The sequence below is a fragment of the Bacillus sp. FJAT-45037 genome (genome assembly GCF_002797325.1).
In the GTDB taxonomy this organism is placed as follows: domain Bacteria; phylum Bacillota; class Bacilli; order Bacillales; family Bacillaceae_D; genus Alkalihalophilus.
This window is the reverse complement of record NZ_KZ454938.1, coordinates 2,039,442-2,054,812: the sequence shown is the minus strand read 5'-3', so window position 1 is coordinate 2,054,812 and position 15,371 is coordinate 2,039,442. Positions and strand designations below refer to the sequence as shown.

Below are 15,371 nucleotides of genomic sequence, written 5' to 3'. Positions count from 1 at the left end.
TAACTTCTGTGTGCTTTTTTATATAGAGGACAAGTGTTCCCTTTTTCAAGTTCAGAAGTTATAATTGTGGATATGATTATAAGGGGGGAATTGCCTGATGAAAGTCATTATTGCAGAAAAACCAGATCAAGGAGCTAAACTTGCAGCCCCTTTCCCTTCAAAAAAAGAGCAAGGTGCGATTGTTATAAAGCCATGTGAGATGTTCCCTCAAGGTGCTTATGTAACATGGGCCGTTGGGCATTTATGTGAGCTAAGACCCCCAGAACATTATGATGAGAAATGGAAAACATGGAAACTAGACACATTACCAATTTTGCCACATACATTCGAGTTTCAAATTAGTAAAGGGAAATATAAGCAATTTCAAGTTGTGAAAAAGCTTCTTAAGCATCCAGATGTCTCCGAAGTTATTATGGCAGGTGACGCTGGGCGAGAAGGGGAGTTGATTGTTCGATTAATCATCGACCAATGCAAAGTAAACAAGCCACTCAAAAGACTTTGGCTCTCTTCATTAACCGAACAAGCTGTGATACAAGGTTTTCGCCAGCTGAAAGATGAAAAGGAAACGCGCCCTCTGTATTATGAAGCATTAAGCCGAGCTTGTGCAGATTGGTTGGTAGGAATGAATGCTTCACGAGCGTATACATTGCTACTGAAAGAAAAGGGCATTAACGATGTCTTCTCGACTGGCCGAGTTCAAACACCTACGCTTGCCTTGATTGTTAAACGAGAAAAAGAGATTGAAGCATTTAAGCCTGAACCTTTTTGGGAAGTGAAAGCAACTTTCCAAATGGATGATAAAGAATACGTAGGTTTATGGCATAAAGAAGGAAAGTCTAGAGTAGCTTCAGCAGTCCAAGCAAGGAAAATTGCTCAATTTTGCGAAGGGAAAGAAGCTGTCGTAGCTGCCATACATGAAGAGAAGAAGCATTTTAAACCACCCTATTTATTTAACTTATCAAGCTTACAAGCCCTGGCGAATAAACGGTATAAATACTCTCCAAAAAAAACCCTCGACATTGCCCAAAAGCTGTATGTAAAAGGATACATCTCATATCCGAGAACAGACTCAAGCTTTGTAACGAAAGGTGAAGCTGAGACATTTCCAGGTGTGTTAGAGAAGTTAAGTCAATTTAATGATTATGCTCGCTATTTCCCTCTCCCGCTGACTTCGATCAAAGAAAACCGCCGTTTTGTGAATGACAAAAAAGTGAGTGATCACTACGCGATTATTCCAACGGAGCAAGTACCGAAGATTGATAGATTGGCTAGCGATGAAAAATACATTTATGATTTGATTGCTCGTTCTCTTCTTGCCGCTCATGAGAAAGATGCCATCATAAGCTATAGCAAGATCGATACGCTTGTAGCTAGAAGGGCGACGTTTGAATCAAAAGGCAAGCAGATCATAGAACCTGGTTGGCGCAAAGTGATTTATCAGCAAAAAGATGAGGGGAAGCAAGATGTCCTTCTACCTCCTCTTGAAAACGGAGAACAAGGGGTTACAAAAGAAACAACCGTAAAGGAAAGCGTGACAGAGCCACCTAAACGCTTTACAGAAGGTCAGTTAATTACCGTCATGAAAGCGGCGGGGAAATCCGTCACAGATAAAGAGTTAGAAAAGATTTTGATGGAGTCACAAGGGCTCGGAACAGAAGCGACGCGTGCGGGGATTATTACAATTTTAAAAGATCGAGGATATATGACTGTCGAAAAAAATATCGTCGCTCCTACCGCTAAAGGGCGTCTTCTTATTGACGCGCTTGACTCAAGTATTCTCGCATCTCCTGAAATGACGGCGAAATGGGAGCAGCGCCTACGTGAGATTGGTAGTGGCGATGCAGCGCCGACCGACTTTATGGAGCAAGCAAGAAAGTTATCTGTTCATCTCATTTCTGAGGCACAAAAACAGTCCGAACAATGGGATTTTGCCCATCTTGATACATCAACGATTCAACGAGCGCCTTATAAGAAGCGCTCAAAAGGAAGCAATAAAGTAATTGGAACTTGTCGATTATGTGGAGGGAAGATGATGGATCGTGGCACATTCTATGGTTGCTCTGATTACAAAACGAAAAGTTGTAAGTTAACTCTTTCAAAAAAAATATTAGGTAAAAAGATCAATGAAGCAACAATTAAACGTTTACTTGATACGGGTAAGTCCGAAAAAATTAGTGGCTTTAAAAAAGACAATCAAACATTTGATGCAGAACTTTCTCTGACAACAGAAGGAAAAGTCGTATTTGAGACTAACTAAAAGAAGACTCTGTGTAAGAGTCTTCTTTTAATTGTATTCTTCATCCAAAAATACTATTCGATTGTAGGAACTAAGTTAAAATCATGGTTTTGAGTTTATAAATGATGAGTTACTTTTTCCGGTTCATAAATGCATCCACGACATCACCGAACGGCATATCACTTACTTTATCTATAATTTTTTCTAATTGTGTTTGTTGGCGTAGATTTCCTTGTAGGACGATTTCAACATTTTGCTCATTATCTATTAATACCGCTCGGACGGTGAGAGCATTGGTCGCTAAAGCCGCAATCACAGCAATCTGTTGAGGAGTGAGGTTATAGGAGTCTTTTTTTGAGTTGTTGCAATTGTTGTTTTGGCCATTGTAAGAACCGTTCTGTCGCTTCACATAGATCACCACCCATCCTAGTCAGTATAAAAGGTTACCCTAAGAGGATGACATCTTCTGTTCGCATGCTCCCATGTCCATTTGTTCGTCCTATCCCCAGAACAAAAGAACCAAATAATAGAGCAACCACAATAAATAAGATCGTCCGACGTGTTTCATCTTGATCGGACATAAGCTCACCTCCATACCTACAATTCTTTCTACAGCTTATGAAAAACTGCCCAACTAGGTGCATGCGGATTACAGGCTACAACCTAACGATTAGAAATTATTTCATTCTTCATAAAAGTGTAGAGTCATTTTTTACCGTCTTGACATACCTTAGTAATAAGAGAGAGGAGTGGTCTTCATTGGGATTGTAAGAACGGACAAGTGGTTCACACATTATACAAACGAATGGAGTAAAAAAATAAACGAAGCTGAGAAAAGAAAGTGGCATCAGAAGTTGTTTATTACACCATTCCTATCTCTTTTTGAATCACATGGTGAATATCAATTATCACAGCAATTAGAACATATTGGTTTAATTCCATCTTCTATTAATCCAAGGCCAATCTATGAACATTTCAGGCAAAATGCCTACTGGGATGTCCTTGCTGTTCAATTTTGTCACTTGCAAAAGAAGTGGGAAGCACCAGATATTCCTGTTTATTTATTTCCAGCTAACCCAAACAGCAAAGAAGTCCAATTACTTGGTGGGAAAAATGGTTTGGCGATGCAAGAGGCCATCATTATTCTCGCTGATCAGGGTTTATCAATCGATCAATTACGCGCGATCTTCACCCATGAATATCATCATATTCTTAGGTTAAATCAGACGTTGGTAAGAGAAGATTCCATAACATTACTTGAATCGATGATAATGGAGGGGCTTGCTGAATTTGCAGTTAAAGAAGAAATTGGAGAAGATCAAATAGCTGTTTGGACGTCGATGTATAAAAAACGAGAAGCCGTTAGATTGTTTAAACAGTGGCTAGTTCCTCACTTGAATGAATTGGGAAGAAGGAAACATCTCTCTTATTTATATGGAGGTGGCATTCAACAGGTGCCTCGTTGGTTAGGGTATTGTTGTGGTTATCACATTGTCGCATCTGCAGCCGCTCATCTCGGTATAAAATCGACCAAGGACCTATCAAAAGTGGAAGCAAGTGAGTTGCTGTTAGCATCAAATTTTTTAGATTAATGCTATTTGGGTGAAAAGGAGGCATGCATATGAGACTGAAAGACGTTTTATATTTTAAACAGATAGGTGGGGGTGAATATGGTTAGGCTATTTATCATGATGATGGGATTTGGTGCAGCCGTTGTAGGCGGGGTAAGCTTACTTGCCTATTTAAATATTATGACAGTAGGTTATAGTTTTTTGGCTTATTTACAATTTATCTCGCACAGGCCTGAGCTTTATATATTTATCGTCGGTAGTTTAATGGTAATCGGTTCAATCGTTTGGCCAGAGAAACGGCGTAATCAAAATAACTGATAAAAGAATTCTGGAATGTTCTTGTTGATCATGGAATAAACTGGCTGCAATTTGCCTATACTGTGGGTACAAATCGTTTACAGTAAGGGGGGCTTCATATGGTTCATATAAGGGACGTATGGGTCAATTGGTTTGAAGGGGAAGAAAACGGTTACAATGTGTGTGATTTCTTTGAATGGCGCAGTGATGACCGAATTGAGGTTCTCGATCAAGCAATTTTGATTAAAGTCAGCCAGGAATTATATCATTATATTGAAAATCAATTATGTGATTTACCTGAGGATTTACTCGAAGCGGTTCATCAGCAAAGTTATTTACGAAAGAACATGTCGAGAATTCAACTAGATTATTGTTTTATTGCGACAGATGGCGAAGGAATTATAGCGGTTGATACCATGGGTTATAAAACGCCAATTAGAAAAAGTCGGCTAACCCCAAGACAGGATCAAATTGTCTATGAAATGCTTGAACAAAATGATTTTATTGTTTTTGAATTAACGGGTGTAGTGGAGACAAAAGAATATCATATTCTTTCAGCAGACCCAGATGAAATGCGTGGTTTAACTCGTAAAGAACGACAAATTAAACAGATTTTGTACATGGCACTTGATCAATTGTATCATTCAGGACATGATGCAGAAGTGCGATACTGGTATACAGAATGGAATCCACATGATTATGTGAGAATCCAATTAATGTCAAGGGAAGAAGCATGGCATGGTTTATATGAAGAAATTAAGGTAGGTTGGTCACAGCGACATCATCAATTATGTGAGGCAATTGTGAAAGGACAAGCTTTCTTTGAAAAGTTATGGGAGCTTGAACATGGAGAAAGTGTAAAGTAAAGAACTATGTTTATCGAGTGAACCTTTTCACTCGGACATTTACAACCTCTTTCAACTCTCCTATAATGAAATAGAATACAATGTATGGGGAGGGGAAACGTGTGGAAACAATGGACAACTTTGCATACTTGGTGATGCAGATCCTTACAATTGTTTTACTTGTAGGTACATTAGGATTATCTTTCTTTGTTGGAAAGGTATGGAAGAAAAATAACGGGTATTAAGTTAAAACGGACGAGCATTTCGTCCGTTTTTAGTATTCAGACGTCGTAAAATTTTTGCAGCATAAATAGACCAGCATCTACTTTTTAAGTAGATGCTGGTCTATTCTATTACCGTTTTTTACGACCGAGGCCCATCGCGCGTTCTGCTTTTTCAATCATTTTTGAAGCGGAGCGATTTGCTTTTTCGGCCCCTTCATCTAGAATTCGATCTAATTCTTCTGATTGGATTAACTCTTCGTATCGTTGTTGAATGGGTTCAAGAGTTTCAACGACAACATCAGCTAAGTCTTGCTTAAATTCCTCGTACCCTTTGCCCACGTACGCTTCCTCTAACACTTCGATCGATCGTCCAGAACAAAGAGAGAAGATCGAAAGTAAGTTGGCAACAGCTGGTTTCTCCTCGCGATCAAAGCGAATCACTCCATCTGTATCAGTGACTGCACTTTTAATTTTTTTCGTAATCGTTTTAGGATCATCGAGCATTGAAATATAACTCTTAGGGTTTGGATTTGATTTGCTCATTTTTTTTGTAGGGTCATTCAATGACATGATTCGTGCCCCGACTTTAGGAATTCGAACCTCTGGAATGGTAAAGAGGTCGTTGTACTTTTTGTTAAAGCGCTCAGCTAGATCGCGAGTAAGCTCTAAATGTTGTTTTTGGTCTTCACCGACAGGGACGATATCTGTTTTGTATAACAAGATATCGGCAGCCATTAATGGCGGGTAAGTAAGAAGCGATGCTGAAACGGCTTCTTTGCCATCTGACTTATCTTTGAACTGTGTCATACGCTCAAGCTCTCCGATGTAGGCGACACATTGCATCATCCATCCTAGCTGAGCATGAGCTGGAACTTCTGATTGAATAAATAGAGTCGCTTTTTTGTGATCAATTCCAACAGCTAAATATAGAGCGGCAAGACTACGTATATTTTCGCGTAGTTTTAGACGATCTTGTGGAACGGTGATCGCATGTTGGTCGACAATACAAAAATAACAATTAGCCTCATCTTGCATTTGAACAAAATGTTTCATTGCTCCTAAATAGTTACCAAGTGTTAAAGTGCCACTCGGTTGAATTCCTGAGAATACCGTTTTCATACGGACACAACCTTTCTAGAATAAACATACATTTTATGTACAGTATTTTTATATTAAATCATATCAAAATGTCCCTAAAATTCATAGCACAAGCAAAGTTGTTTATGCATGATCCTGTAAAAATGGTAAACAATAGAATAAAGTGAGAGTTATTTCATGTGAAAGGGAGTGGCTTGGAATGCGGAAGGTTACGATTTTTTCTGTATCGATTGGGCATGGTCATCATGCCGCATCAAAGGCTTTAAAAGAGCAATTTGAGCAACAAGGACAACATGTCACAATCGTAGATACCCTTCAAGCCGTTCATCCGCTTTTTCATAAGGCCATAGTCGACCTCTATCTCCTAACATTAAAAAAAGCTCCACGTGTTTGGCGGGGATTGTACCATTATAGTTCTAGGGCACCCCACTATCTACTTACAGACTGGATCATCCGACTCGCGAGTCGGAAGCTTAAATTGCTAATCTCGACAAATGAAAGCACGATACTGATCTCAACTCATCCATTCGCGACAGCTATCTTAGCCAATTTGAAGAGAAAAAAGATCACTAATCTTCCTATCTATACCGTCATTACTGATTTATGCTTTCACCCAGCTTATCTGAGAACAGGGGTAGATGGATATTTTGCTGCTTTTTCAGATTCTAAAGAAATAAAGGCTCAAATGAAAGATTCATGTAAACCTATCTTTTGCACAGGTATCCCGATTACACATGTTCCAACGATATTAGCCCCTCGTAGTGAAATACGAAAGAAATTACAATTAAATCACTCAAAACGTACTGTATTGCTAGCAGGTGGAGGCTTAGGCCTCTTAAATTATGTAGAGGTTATTCGATCCTTGGAAAAGATCCCCGAATCTATCCAAATTCTCTGTATGATAGGAGAGAATAAGAAGGTAATGAAGGACGTTGAACAAGTAATGAGTAAACATGAGGTAGTCACTATTCCATATACCGAAAAATTTATTGAATATGTTCGAGCGAGTGATGTGATCTTATCAAAAGCTGGAGGATTAACGATGTCTGAAGCACTTGCTTGTGAGACGCCAGTCATTATTTATCAATCAGTTCCTGGTCACGAAGAGGAAAATGCTCAATACTTAACAGAACTTGGAACGGCGGTGAAAGTGAATACGATCAATGAACTAAGTGATAATGTGTACATGCTTCTATTTAATGAGAGCGTTCATTCATCTCTTGTTTTCAATGCTCGCAAACACAAACGACCAGAGGCGGCCAAGGAAATTGTGCAAGTGATTAACCAATTAAGTCTGTCTTCTTTCACGTAATCGGAAGATCCACAATAAAAAATTCGCTCCAACTAACGTGTAGAACATTAACCCAGTGTCGGTATTTGTTGAGTAAGACCAAATGACATAAACACCTAATAATAGTACGGCAATAACTTGTGAAATTTGTAGCTTGGTCATAAACATCGGTTCCTTTCGAATCATTTCGTTTTTTTGGACATAGTCTACAGTATATCAATCTTAAGCGTGAATAAGAAGGGGGAGTGTGAATGACCGTTCGTCAAGCATTTTTTAGAGGGGTATTGATTTTAATTCTTTGTTCTGTTGGATTTATGTATAGTCAATCAGATAGCGTGTTCAAGCAAGTAGAAGAAGCTGTTGCAGCGTCAGTGAAGGAAGGGGTGCAGGTGGGCAATTCAGCTGCCTCATTTGAATTACCAACACTACTAGGAAAGACAGTAGCTTTAGAGGAATACCATGGTAAACCAATTGTTGTGAATTTCTTTGCCACATGGTGTGGACCTTGCCAAGAAGAAATGCCTATTATTATGGAGATGGAAAAGCGATTGAGAGATCAAGGAGCAGTGTTTGTTGCCGTCAATATGACGAGTCAAGAAGCTAGTAAAGAAGAGATTACCCCCTTTCTAAATCATTATGGAGCTAATTTCGATGTGTTATTAGACGAGACAGGTGACGTAATGAAGGCGTATCAGATTATCGGAATTCCGACGACTGTAGTAATTGATGAGAATGGCATTATCGTTCAACGAATTAACGGAGGACTGACTCATAGCATGATGGAAGATTTGTATGTATTTCGTTAACGCGAATGAACAAATAGGAAGATCGCCTACTAAATAATAAGCGGTCTTCCTGTTTGTTTGGTTATTGAATAAAAATTAAGAAGGAGGAAATAAAATACAAGGCAATCAGCATAATCGATGGGATCGCATATCGTAGTGAGGTCTGATTAGATTTTCGGACTAATGCGTATAACACAACGACACTCAGTATCCCAACTCCTGCAGCAGTTATTTGATGTACACTTGATACATCCGCAATAATCGATCCATTCTGATAGAAAATATCGGCGACACCTAAAATTAAAATGTTGAACAGATTACTACCGAGGATGGAACCGAGCGCTAAATTGTGATTTCGAAGTTGTAAGGCGACTAGCACCGCAACAGCTTCTGGAAGCGATGTCGTTGCAGCAATTAAAAAGCTTCCTACAAAACTCGAACCAAGTCCTGTTACAACAGCAATTTTGTCACCCGAGATGGTTAAAAGAGTCCCGGCGCCCATAATGACAATCGCTGCAATGGCAAATCCAATAATGGCTGTTTTTAAGGAGATGGCAGAGTAATCAAGTTTTGATTCCTCCTCAACCATTTCTTCTTGGTCGGCTGTTTCAGGGTATTTCTTTGATAACTTAGAAATGTACCACACACCAGAACCATACACCCCTAACAGCACCCACATATCTACCCCAATGTTTAAGAGGGTAAAGTCAATGCGAACAGTTAAGGCAAGAAGCGCAACGATCGCTAACAGTAAGCCAAGGCTGGCTGTATAAAAGTGAGATCTGGCAGCCCCTTTGAAAATTTGTTGTTTTCGGAAATAGAGGTCAAATGATGCAATGATTAATAAATTAAACATATTGCTTCCAAAAACATTTCCAACAGCAATATCAGGATTATTAAGGGCAATCGCTGAAATCGTTGTTGTCACTTCTGGTAAAGATGTAGCTCCTGCCAAAAATATTGTACCTACAACCAAGCCGCCAAGAGATGTTTTTTCACCAATTGTATCGGCATAAGTGGAAAGCTTAATCGCTGAGATGACTGTCACTACTGCAGCAAGTAAAAACCAAATAAAAACCATGAATGATCCCTCCAAGTGTAACGCTTTTAATCGATAGGTACATGTAGACCCTTAAAAAACGCAAAAAAGACCTTTTTATGAGAGTTTGCCCAATAAAACGAACTCTCATAAAAAGGTCTTGCGTACTCTGTTTGCACAAAGCTCAATGAACCGAGTGGTATAGTGACCACCGTCTTGACGACTCATTGACCAATAAAGGTCGCTACTCCCCTTTTTAGGGTTGTTGCCTATTCATTTGTTAATAATGTAGCATGGCACTGAGTAGGGGTCAATTATTTTTTTAAAAGCTTAAGACTCTAGATTCGACCGATGGTAAAGTTAGTAGGCTGGGTAACTAGATTTTGACAAAGTTTGCTCCACTTTTTCATCGAGCTCCGCTAACATTTTTTTTGCTCGTTCATCTGAGACGGTTCGATAATGGTGTTCTCCACCTGGCTCTTCATCGGCTTCATCGGCTAAGGCGACAACTTGTTGCAAAGGTTTCAAATACAGCTCTCCTTGTGGTAAATAAGAGTCTGTATGAAGAAGAATGGCTAAAGCAATCTCTTTTGCTGCTCTAGGGTGTTCGCCTAAGCGAATCAATAATTTATGAGCACGTTCAGCGCCTTTGATAGCATGAATGTCATTCTGCTTATATAAGTCATAATCCCATCGACCGTTTTTGTACCATGTGTAATGTCCAATATCGTGAAGAAACGCAGCTTTTGTTGCCAGATCGGGATTGACATTGTGAGTCAGTGATAATTTATAACCATGATACGCACAAGCAATCGCATGGGCCATACCGGAACGTTTTACGAATTTTTGAGTTACTGGGTGGTCAAAAATCTGAACTAATGTAACGTGCCTCATAATGGCTCTCCCTCCTAATTAATTAAATCTGACATGATAAAAAAGTATTTTTACTATTATATAGAGCAATCTCGTTGGATGCAATGGAAAAGTTAAGCATCTGTAATATTCTTAATGGTATTTTTTTGTTATAATCAATAGATAATAAATGAAAAGGGAGTGTCGTATGGCAACAACGCACACATTTACTAAAGGCGAAGAAATAGCAAATGCGATTACTCATGGGATTGGAATTTTATTAAGTATTGTTGGTCTCGTGTTGTTAATTGTTTATTCAAGTTTATATGGAAATGCATGGCATGTCGTTAGCTTTACAATTTTTGGGGTAACAATGCTTCTATTATATTTCTCGTCCACTATGCTTCATGCCCTACCAAAGGGAAAAGCGAAAAATGTTTTTGAGATCTTGGACCATTCATCGATTTATCTCTTTATTGCTGGGTCTTATACACCCATTTTATTTATTGTTGTCGAGGGTTCTAGAGGCTGGGCTCTATTTGGAATTGTTTGGGGACTTGCAGCAATAGGGATTGTTTTCAAAGCATTTTTTGTTAAGAGATTTATGTTTTTGTCTACATTGTTTTATGTAGCGATGGGGTGGTTGGCTATTTTTGCGATCGGGCCAATCATGGAAAATCTCTCTTATATGGGTCTTGCTTTCTTAGTGGGTGGAGGATTGTGCTATACACTTGGAACGATCTTTTATGTTTGGAGAGGGTTTAAGTTTCACCATGCTGTTTGGCATTTATTTGTTTTAGCAGGAAGTGTCATGCACTTCTTCCTCGTTCTTTTGTTTATTTTACCACTATAGGATACAGTCGAATGGCTTCTAGTCGTTCGACTTTTTTTGAAGCTATAAACTAAAAGTAAGAAAACCATACATGTTTTTGGGTTATTGATGACGAGGGAGCAAGAAGACGTTATACTTTCTGAAGGAGGGTTGGACATGTATGTTGATATAGCTGAGTTAGCAGAGTATCTTGGCGTAAGTCCCCGTTACATTGAGGAACAGATCAGGTGTGGGAATTTGAAAGCTGTTTATGATGGCGAATGCTATTTTTTAAATAAGGAACAATTTCATTGGCATAGAGAACAGCTTGAATTAAAACGTAAGCAAATTTCAGCTGAGCTTCTTGAACCGATCCCTGAGGATTGGGATGCAAAAGATGAAGATTAGTACATAGGTATAGAAAAAGAAGGGCTGTGGGATTGGTGAAGATGAAATTAAAGATCATAATGGTTATTATACTAGGAATAGGTTACATCAATTTTAATCCGATTGAAGGTCATGCAGAGGAAACGTCACAAGTCACTGCAAGGGACCATGCACAGAAAGTTGTTGAGCGAACGGCTTTCACTCTTCCAGAGAATATGTCGCGTTTCGTATATGATTCCGGCTATACGTTTACATATCCAGAGGACGGGGTTCGTGGAATTTATGTGACTGGAAATTCAGCAGGAGGAGAGCGATTTAGTTCGTTGCTTGAGCTCCTTGATACGACGGACTTAAATGCAATGGTCATCGATGTTAAAGAAGATCATGGTTATTTAACCTATCGTCCTGATGAAGATTCGCCATTTTATGATATCTCGAAAAACTTTATTAGTCAGCCTGAGGAAATGATGAAGACATTAGAAGAGAATGATATTTATCCTATCGCTCGAGTCGTGGTGTTTAAGGATTCAGTACTTGCAGAAATGAGACCAGATTTATCGTTTACAGAAAATGGAGAAGTGTGGAAAAACAGACGGGGTGAAGCCTTCGTAAATCCATTCTTAAAAGAAGTATGGGACTACAATATCGAAATAGCAGAAAAAGCAGCTCAGATGGGCTTTAAAGAGATCCAATTTGATTACGTGAGATTCCCTGAAGGGTTTGAACGTCGTGACGATCAATTAGAGTATTCAGTAGGTGAGTATGAAGGTGGAGACGGGGACAACGTTCAAAAACGTGTACAAGCTGTGACGGACTTTGTGGCTTACTCAAGAGAGCGCCTTGCTCCGTATGACGTGGATGTGTCTGTTGATATTTTTGGATATGCAGCAACAATCTCTGAAGCACCGGGTATTGGTCAGAACTTCTCGATGATTTCTGAAAATGTTGATGTCATTTCATCGATGATTTATCCTAGTCATTGGACACCTTATTTTGGTATAGACAAACCAGATCTATACCCATATGAGTTAACAAAGGAATATGCTAAGGTTGAAAATCAAGTATTAGATGCTTTAGATAATCCCCCTGTATCAAGACCGTGGATACAAGATTTCACAGCTAGTTATTTAGGTTCAGGGAATTATATGGTGTATGGTAAAAAGGAAGTTGAAGCTCAAATTCGCGCATTAAATGAAGAAGGGATTGATGAATTTCTCCTATGGAATGCATCGAACCGCTACACGCCTGACGTTAACTACAAACCTTAAATAAAACAAAAAGCACCCAACTCGGGTGCTTTTTTTGTTGAGATCAAGAGGATCTAGGAGGATAATGACAAGATTGTATGGAAATAATCCATGATGACGGATAACTTTACCATGAGGGGTCATTCTAATCATAGAGCCGCAATGTGCGTGTTTAAGCATCTGAAAAAGAGGAATATAATATAGATAGAACAATATACGGAGGCCATGACAATGAATTGGTATGAAAAATTAAATAAATATTTCCCAGTAGAAGAAATGAAATCAAAGGAACATATGGAGCTACTATTAAAAGAAAAAGCAGATATTTACCATAAGGATGAAGGTCCTCATCATGTTATGATGTTTGTAGAGACAGACGATTTTTCGTTTGTGGACTATTTGTTTGTCTCTAAAGATGCCCGCGGCCAAGGTCTAGGTAAGAAGCTCATTAACAAATTAAAAGCGAAAAACAAACCGATTATTCTAGAAGTAGAACCGATTGATTATGAAGAAACAGACACAGAAAAGCGTCAACGTTTTTACACTCGTGAAGGGTTCACACACGCTCAGTCAATTGGCTACCGTCGTCGATCACTAGCAACGAACGAAGTGAACGAACTTGAAATCTTATTTTGGTCACCTACTGATGAGTCAGAGCACAGCATTTACGAAAAAATGAAACACACGTATAAAAATATCCATGCGTACAAGGATAAAGAGTTGTATGGCTCATCGTATGAAGACGTAGACAAAGTTCTCACTTATAAGCAAGTAGAAGACAAAGGTCAAGAAACTGTGTGAGTGAACCTAAACGCCAAGTAAAGGATGGTGTTTACAATGAAAGGTTCAAAGAAGAATAAGCTAAGAAAACGTAAACGTGATTTGGTGAAAGACTTTTTTAAGGGAAAATTAAAAGGTTGGAAGGGTGCGACGGGTAGAAAACCGTTGACGCATTCAAATAAGTAATTAGACACTTTAAGGTGTCGATTAGGAGTGCTGCATAATTTATGTGGTGCTTTTTTTAATCGTGAAAGCGATCCCTTTTCTGACATTTCAATTGTGTATATTTTGTGACAAGTGAAACTAAGATCACGAAAACATCGTATAATAGACTAAGTAAACAAAAAATGTTTAAAAAACCTATTATGTTTACAGGTTAAAAATAATGGGTAAAGACAACTAGCGAATCGATTGTACAAGTTCTTGTTTAAGTTTTGTATAATAAATTTTACTTTACCTATACAAATTCAATCCAATAAAGTATAATAAATTATACACAAAACAAACAATAATCTTCATCAATAGATCTCAATTCTGGAAGGAGAGGTCCCCAAGATGGTTACTTTATTAACTTCACCAAGTTGTACCTCATGTCGAAAAGCAAAAGCGTGGTTAGAGGAAAATAACATTCCTTTCCAAGAACGCAATATTTTCTCGTCCCCTTTATCAGTGGAAGAAGTTAAAGAAGTTGTACGTATGACTGAAGATGGTACAGATGAAATTATCTCAACTCGATCAAAGGTGTTCCAAGAGTTAGATGTGGAACTTGAATCTCTACCACTACAAACTTTATTTAAAATCATTAGCGAAAACCCTGGCTTACTTCGTCGCCCAATCATCTTTGATGAGAAACGTCTGCAAGTTGGTTACAACGAAGCAGAGATTCGTAGGTTTTTACCTCGTAAAGTTCGTTCGTTCTACCTTGAAGAAGCTAAGCGTCTCGTTAATTAATTTAAGAAACCTTCTGGTCGCTTGCGACTAGAAGGTTTTATTGTTTTCTGCCCGTAGTGTAATCCTTCTACGGTTTACAAGCCATCCGATGAGCATAACTGAGACCATAACTAGAATCTGAAACCATAATGAAAATGTAGGATGGTGAATAAACAACGGAGCAAGCATTTCTTCATGCTTAATCATGCGTGTAGCAGTAAAGGCAAGGATACCCGCTCCAATATAGACAATCACTGGAAAGCGATCAAATGCAGATAGGATGATTTTACTGCCAAAAATAATAATAGGAACAGAAAAGATTAACCCAATCATAACAAGTGTTGTATCACCATGGGCAGCTCCAGCTACGGCGATGACATTGTCAAAGCCCATGACGAAATCAGCAATAACGATGGCTTTTATGGCTGTCCATAAATTTGTTCCTCCGTCTATGTTTGCCCCATCATCATGAGAGGCAAGGAGTGTATAAGCGATGTAGATGAGAAGAGCCCCGCCCAGTCCTAGAAGAAATGGAATTTCTAAGAGCTCAACAGCTACTACAGTTAGAAACATTCTTATCGCCAAGGCGAGGCCAATCCCTAATACAACTGCTTTATTACGAATCGATGGGGATAAATTGCGACATGCTAGTGCGACAACAATGGCGTTATCTCCTCCCAAGATAATGTCTACACCGATAATTGTTAGTAATGAGATGATCCACTCTGTTTCCATATCCAACATCATCCTTTTTTAGTCAAAAACTATTCATATTATTACTTGACATAACATAAGCTGATCTGTAACAATGAGAAGTCATAGTGGAATATGGCTTGTCTTAGAAACCTTATACAACACGTATATTGGATTAACCTTCGAATTATGATAAAAACTTATAATAAAGAGAGATAAATGAAGAGAGCCTTTTCCAGAAAAATCTTAGAAAAATAGGTTTTTAGATTTCCATTTTGATTGAAT

The 15,371-nt window shown here is 38.6% G+C and carries 19 protein-coding genes; 12 read left to right on the top strand and 7 right to left on the bottom strand.

Annotated elements, in window-relative coordinates:
• The first annotated feature begins 97 nt into the window (after positions 1-97).
• A complete protein-coding gene (locus CDZ88_RS10600; RefSeq protein WP_100373511.1) occupies positions 98-2,257 on the top strand; it encodes a DNA topoisomerase III in 2,160 nt (719 codons plus the stop codon).
• A gap of 109 nt (positions 2,258-2,366) precedes the next feature.
• Here the strand turns inward: CDZ88_RS10600 and CDZ88_RS10595 are convergent, their stop codons facing one another.
• Together CDZ88_RS10595 and CDZ88_RS17435 are read right to left on the bottom strand one after the other, a co-directional pair.
• Positions 2,367-2,645 carry a hypothetical protein gene (locus CDZ88_RS10595; protein ID WP_100373510.1) on the bottom strand — a complete coding sequence of 93 codons (279 nt, stop codon included), beginning with the start codon at positions 2,643-2,645 and terminating at the stop codon, positions 2,367-2,369.
• Positions 2,646-2,679: 34 nt separating this feature from the next.
• On the bottom strand, positions 2,680-2,817 hold the full coding sequence (locus tag CDZ88_RS17435; RefSeq protein WP_157796533.1) for a hypothetical protein: 138 nt from the start codon (positions 2,815-2,817) through the stop codon (positions 2,680-2,682).
• A gap of 168 nt (positions 2,818-2,985) precedes the next feature.
• On the opposite strand from CDZ88_RS17435, the gene CDZ88_RS10590 reads away from it, so the two are divergent.
• The 4 genes from CDZ88_RS10590 to CDZ88_RS17845 all read left to right on the top strand — a co-directional run bounded on the left by CDZ88_RS10590 (position 2,986) and on the right by CDZ88_RS17845 (position 5,194).
• Complete coding sequence (locus CDZ88_RS10590; RefSeq protein WP_100373509.1) at positions 2,986-3,828, top strand: DUF2268 domain-containing putative Zn-dependent protease; 843 nt, start codon at positions 2,986-2,988, stop codon at positions 3,826-3,828.
• A gap of 78 nt (positions 3,829-3,906) precedes the next feature.
• Positions 3,907-4,125, top strand: coding sequence for a hypothetical protein (locus CDZ88_RS10585; protein WP_100373508.1), 219 nt, complete (start codon positions 3,907-3,909; stop codon positions 4,123-4,125).
• A gap of 98 nt (positions 4,126-4,223) precedes the next feature.
• Positions 4,224-4,970 (top strand): YjbA family protein, encoded by a 747-nt coding sequence (locus tag CDZ88_RS10580; RefSeq protein WP_100373507.1) that lies wholly within the window; start codon positions 4,224-4,226, stop codon positions 4,968-4,970.
• Positions 4,971-5,071: 101 nt separating this feature from the next.
• Positions 5,072-5,194, top strand: coding sequence for a hypothetical protein (locus CDZ88_RS17845; protein WP_269799258.1), 123 nt, complete (start codon positions 5,072-5,074; stop codon positions 5,192-5,194).
• 108 nt (positions 5,195-5,302) lie between these two features.
• Here the strand turns inward: CDZ88_RS17845 and trpS are convergent, their stop codons facing one another.
• Entirely contained in the window at positions 5,303-6,292 is a 990-nt protein-coding gene (gene trpS, locus CDZ88_RS10575; RefSeq protein WP_100373506.1) for a tryptophan--tRNA ligase, read from the bottom strand.
• A gap of 178 nt (positions 6,293-6,470) precedes the next feature.
• Here trpS and CDZ88_RS10570 point away from each other — a divergent pair, with 178 nt between their 5' ends.
• Positions 6,471-7,583 carry an MGDG synthase family glycosyltransferase gene (locus tag CDZ88_RS10570; protein WP_100373505.1) on the top strand — a complete coding sequence of 371 codons (1,113 nt, stop codon included), beginning with the start codon at positions 6,471-6,473 and terminating at the stop codon, positions 7,581-7,583.
• Here the strand turns inward: CDZ88_RS10570 and CDZ88_RS17630 are convergent.
• Complete coding sequence (locus CDZ88_RS17630) at positions 7,560-7,724, bottom strand: hypothetical protein (RefSeq protein WP_198507845.1); 165 nt, start codon at positions 7,722-7,724, stop codon at positions 7,560-7,562. The genes CDZ88_RS10570 and CDZ88_RS17630 overlap by 24 nt on opposite strands.
• A gap of 89 nt (positions 7,725-7,813) precedes the next feature.
• Between CDZ88_RS17630 and CDZ88_RS10565 the strand changes: the two genes are divergently transcribed.
• Entirely contained in the window at positions 7,814-8,368 is a 555-nt protein-coding gene (locus tag CDZ88_RS10565; protein WP_100373504.1) for a TlpA disulfide reductase family protein, read from the top strand.
• A 61-nt stretch (positions 8,369-8,429) separates the two neighbouring features.
• On the opposite strand, the gene CDZ88_RS10560 is transcribed toward CDZ88_RS10565, so the two are convergent.
• Complete coding sequence (locus CDZ88_RS10560; RefSeq protein ID WP_100373503.1) at positions 8,430-9,428, bottom strand: sodium:calcium antiporter; 999 nt, start codon at positions 9,426-9,428, stop codon at positions 8,430-8,432.
• Positions 9,429-9,746: 318 nt separating this feature from the next.
• Positions 9,747-10,280, bottom strand: coding sequence for an HD domain-containing protein (locus CDZ88_RS10555; protein ID WP_100373502.1), 534 nt, complete (start codon positions 10,278-10,280; stop codon positions 9,747-9,749).
• 166 nt (positions 10,281-10,446) lie between these two features.
• Here CDZ88_RS10555 and trhA point away from each other — a divergent pair, with 166 nt between their 5' ends.
• From trhA to spxA, 5 genes are all read left to right on the top strand, one after another.
• Positions 10,447-11,091, top strand: coding sequence for a PAQR family membrane homeostasis protein TrhA (gene trhA / locus CDZ88_RS10550; protein WP_100373501.1), 645 nt, complete (start codon positions 10,447-10,449; stop codon positions 11,089-11,091).
• Between the two features lie 135 nt (positions 11,092-11,226).
• Positions 11,227-11,457, top strand: a complete 231-nt coding sequence (locus tag CDZ88_RS10545) for an excisionase family DNA-binding protein (protein ID WP_100373500.1) — start codon at positions 11,227-11,229, stop codon at positions 11,455-11,457.
• A 59-nt stretch (positions 11,458-11,516) separates the two neighbouring features.
• Positions 11,517-12,704: a putative glycoside hydrolase gene (locus tag CDZ88_RS10540; RefSeq protein WP_442857121.1), complete on the top strand. Its 1,188-nt coding sequence runs from the start codon at positions 11,517-11,519 to the stop codon at positions 12,702-12,704.
• Positions 12,705-12,914: 210 nt separating this feature from the next.
• Positions 12,915-13,484 carry a GNAT family N-acetyltransferase gene (locus tag CDZ88_RS10535; RefSeq protein WP_100373499.1) on the top strand — a complete coding sequence of 190 codons (570 nt, stop codon included), beginning with the start codon at positions 12,915-12,917 and terminating at the stop codon, positions 13,482-13,484.
• A 534-nt stretch (positions 13,485-14,018) separates the two neighbouring features.
• A complete protein-coding gene (spxA, locus tag CDZ88_RS10530; RefSeq protein WP_100373498.1) occupies positions 14,019-14,414 on the top strand; it encodes a transcriptional regulator SpxA in 396 nt (131 codons plus the stop codon).
• A gap of 27 nt (positions 14,415-14,441) precedes the next feature.
• Here the strand turns inward: spxA and CDZ88_RS10525 are convergent, their stop codons facing one another.
• Entirely contained in the window at positions 14,442-15,128 is a 687-nt protein-coding gene (locus CDZ88_RS10525) for a TerC family protein (RefSeq protein ID WP_100373497.1), read from the bottom strand.
• Between the last annotated feature and the right edge of the window lie 243 nt (positions 15,129-15,371).

What these genes read in the sequence shown, in the direction of transcription:
- CDZ88_RS10600 (WP_100373511.1), top strand. Translation starts at nt 98, where the DNA reads ATGAAAGTCATTATTGCAGAAAAACCAGATCAAGGAGCTAAACTTGCA.
- CDZ88_RS17435 (WP_157796533.1), bottom strand. Translation starts at nt 2,817, where the DNA reads ATGTCCGATCAAGATGAAACACGTCGGACGATCTTATTTATTGTGGTT.
- CDZ88_RS10585 (WP_100373508.1), top strand. Translation starts at nt 3,907, where the DNA reads ATGGTTAGGCTATTTATCATGATGATGGGATTTGGTGCAGCCGTTGTA.
- CDZ88_RS10580 (WP_100373507.1), top strand. Translation starts at nt 4,224, where the DNA reads ATGGTTCATATAAGGGACGTATGGGTCAATTGGTTTGAAGGGGAAGAA.
- trpS (WP_100373506.1), bottom strand. Translation starts at nt 6,292, where the DNA reads ATGAAAACGGTATTCTCAGGAATTCAACCGAGTGGCACTTTAACACTT.
- CDZ88_RS10570 (WP_100373505.1), top strand. Translation starts at nt 6,471, where the DNA reads ATGCGGAAGGTTACGATTTTTTCTGTATCGATTGGGCATGGTCATCAT.
- CDZ88_RS17630 (WP_198507845.1), bottom strand. Translation starts at nt 7,724, where the DNA reads ATGACCAAGCTACAAATTTCACAAGTTATTGCCGTACTATTATTAGGT.
- CDZ88_RS10565 (WP_100373504.1), top strand. Translation starts at nt 7,814, where the DNA reads ATGACCGTTCGTCAAGCATTTTTTAGAGGGGTATTGATTTTAATTCTT.
- CDZ88_RS10560 (WP_100373503.1), bottom strand. Translation starts at nt 9,428, where the DNA reads ATGGTTTTTATTTGGTTTTTACTTGCTGCAGTAGTGACAGTCATCTCA.
- CDZ88_RS10555 (WP_100373502.1), bottom strand. Translation starts at nt 10,280, where the DNA reads ATGAGGCACGTTACATTAGTTCAGATTTTTGACCACCCAGTAACTCAA.
- trhA (WP_100373501.1), top strand. Translation starts at nt 10,447, where the DNA reads ATGGCAACAACGCACACATTTACTAAAGGCGAAGAAATAGCAAATGCG.
- CDZ88_RS10545 (WP_100373500.1), top strand. Translation starts at nt 11,227, where the DNA reads ATGTATGTTGATATAGCTGAGTTAGCAGAGTATCTTGGCGTAAGTCCC.
- CDZ88_RS10540 (WP_442857121.1), top strand. Translation starts at nt 11,517, where the DNA reads ATGGTTATTATACTAGGAATAGGTTACATCAATTTTAATCCGATTGAA.
- CDZ88_RS10535 (WP_100373499.1), top strand. Translation starts at nt 12,915, where the DNA reads ATGAATTGGTATGAAAAATTAAATAAATATTTCCCAGTAGAAGAAATG.
- spxA (WP_100373498.1), top strand. Translation starts at nt 14,019, where the DNA reads ATGGTTACTTTATTAACTTCACCAAGTTGTACCTCATGTCGAAAAGCA.
- CDZ88_RS10525 (WP_100373497.1), bottom strand. Translation starts at nt 15,128, where the DNA reads ATGGAAACAGAGTGGATCATCTCATTACTAACAATTATCGGTGTAGAC.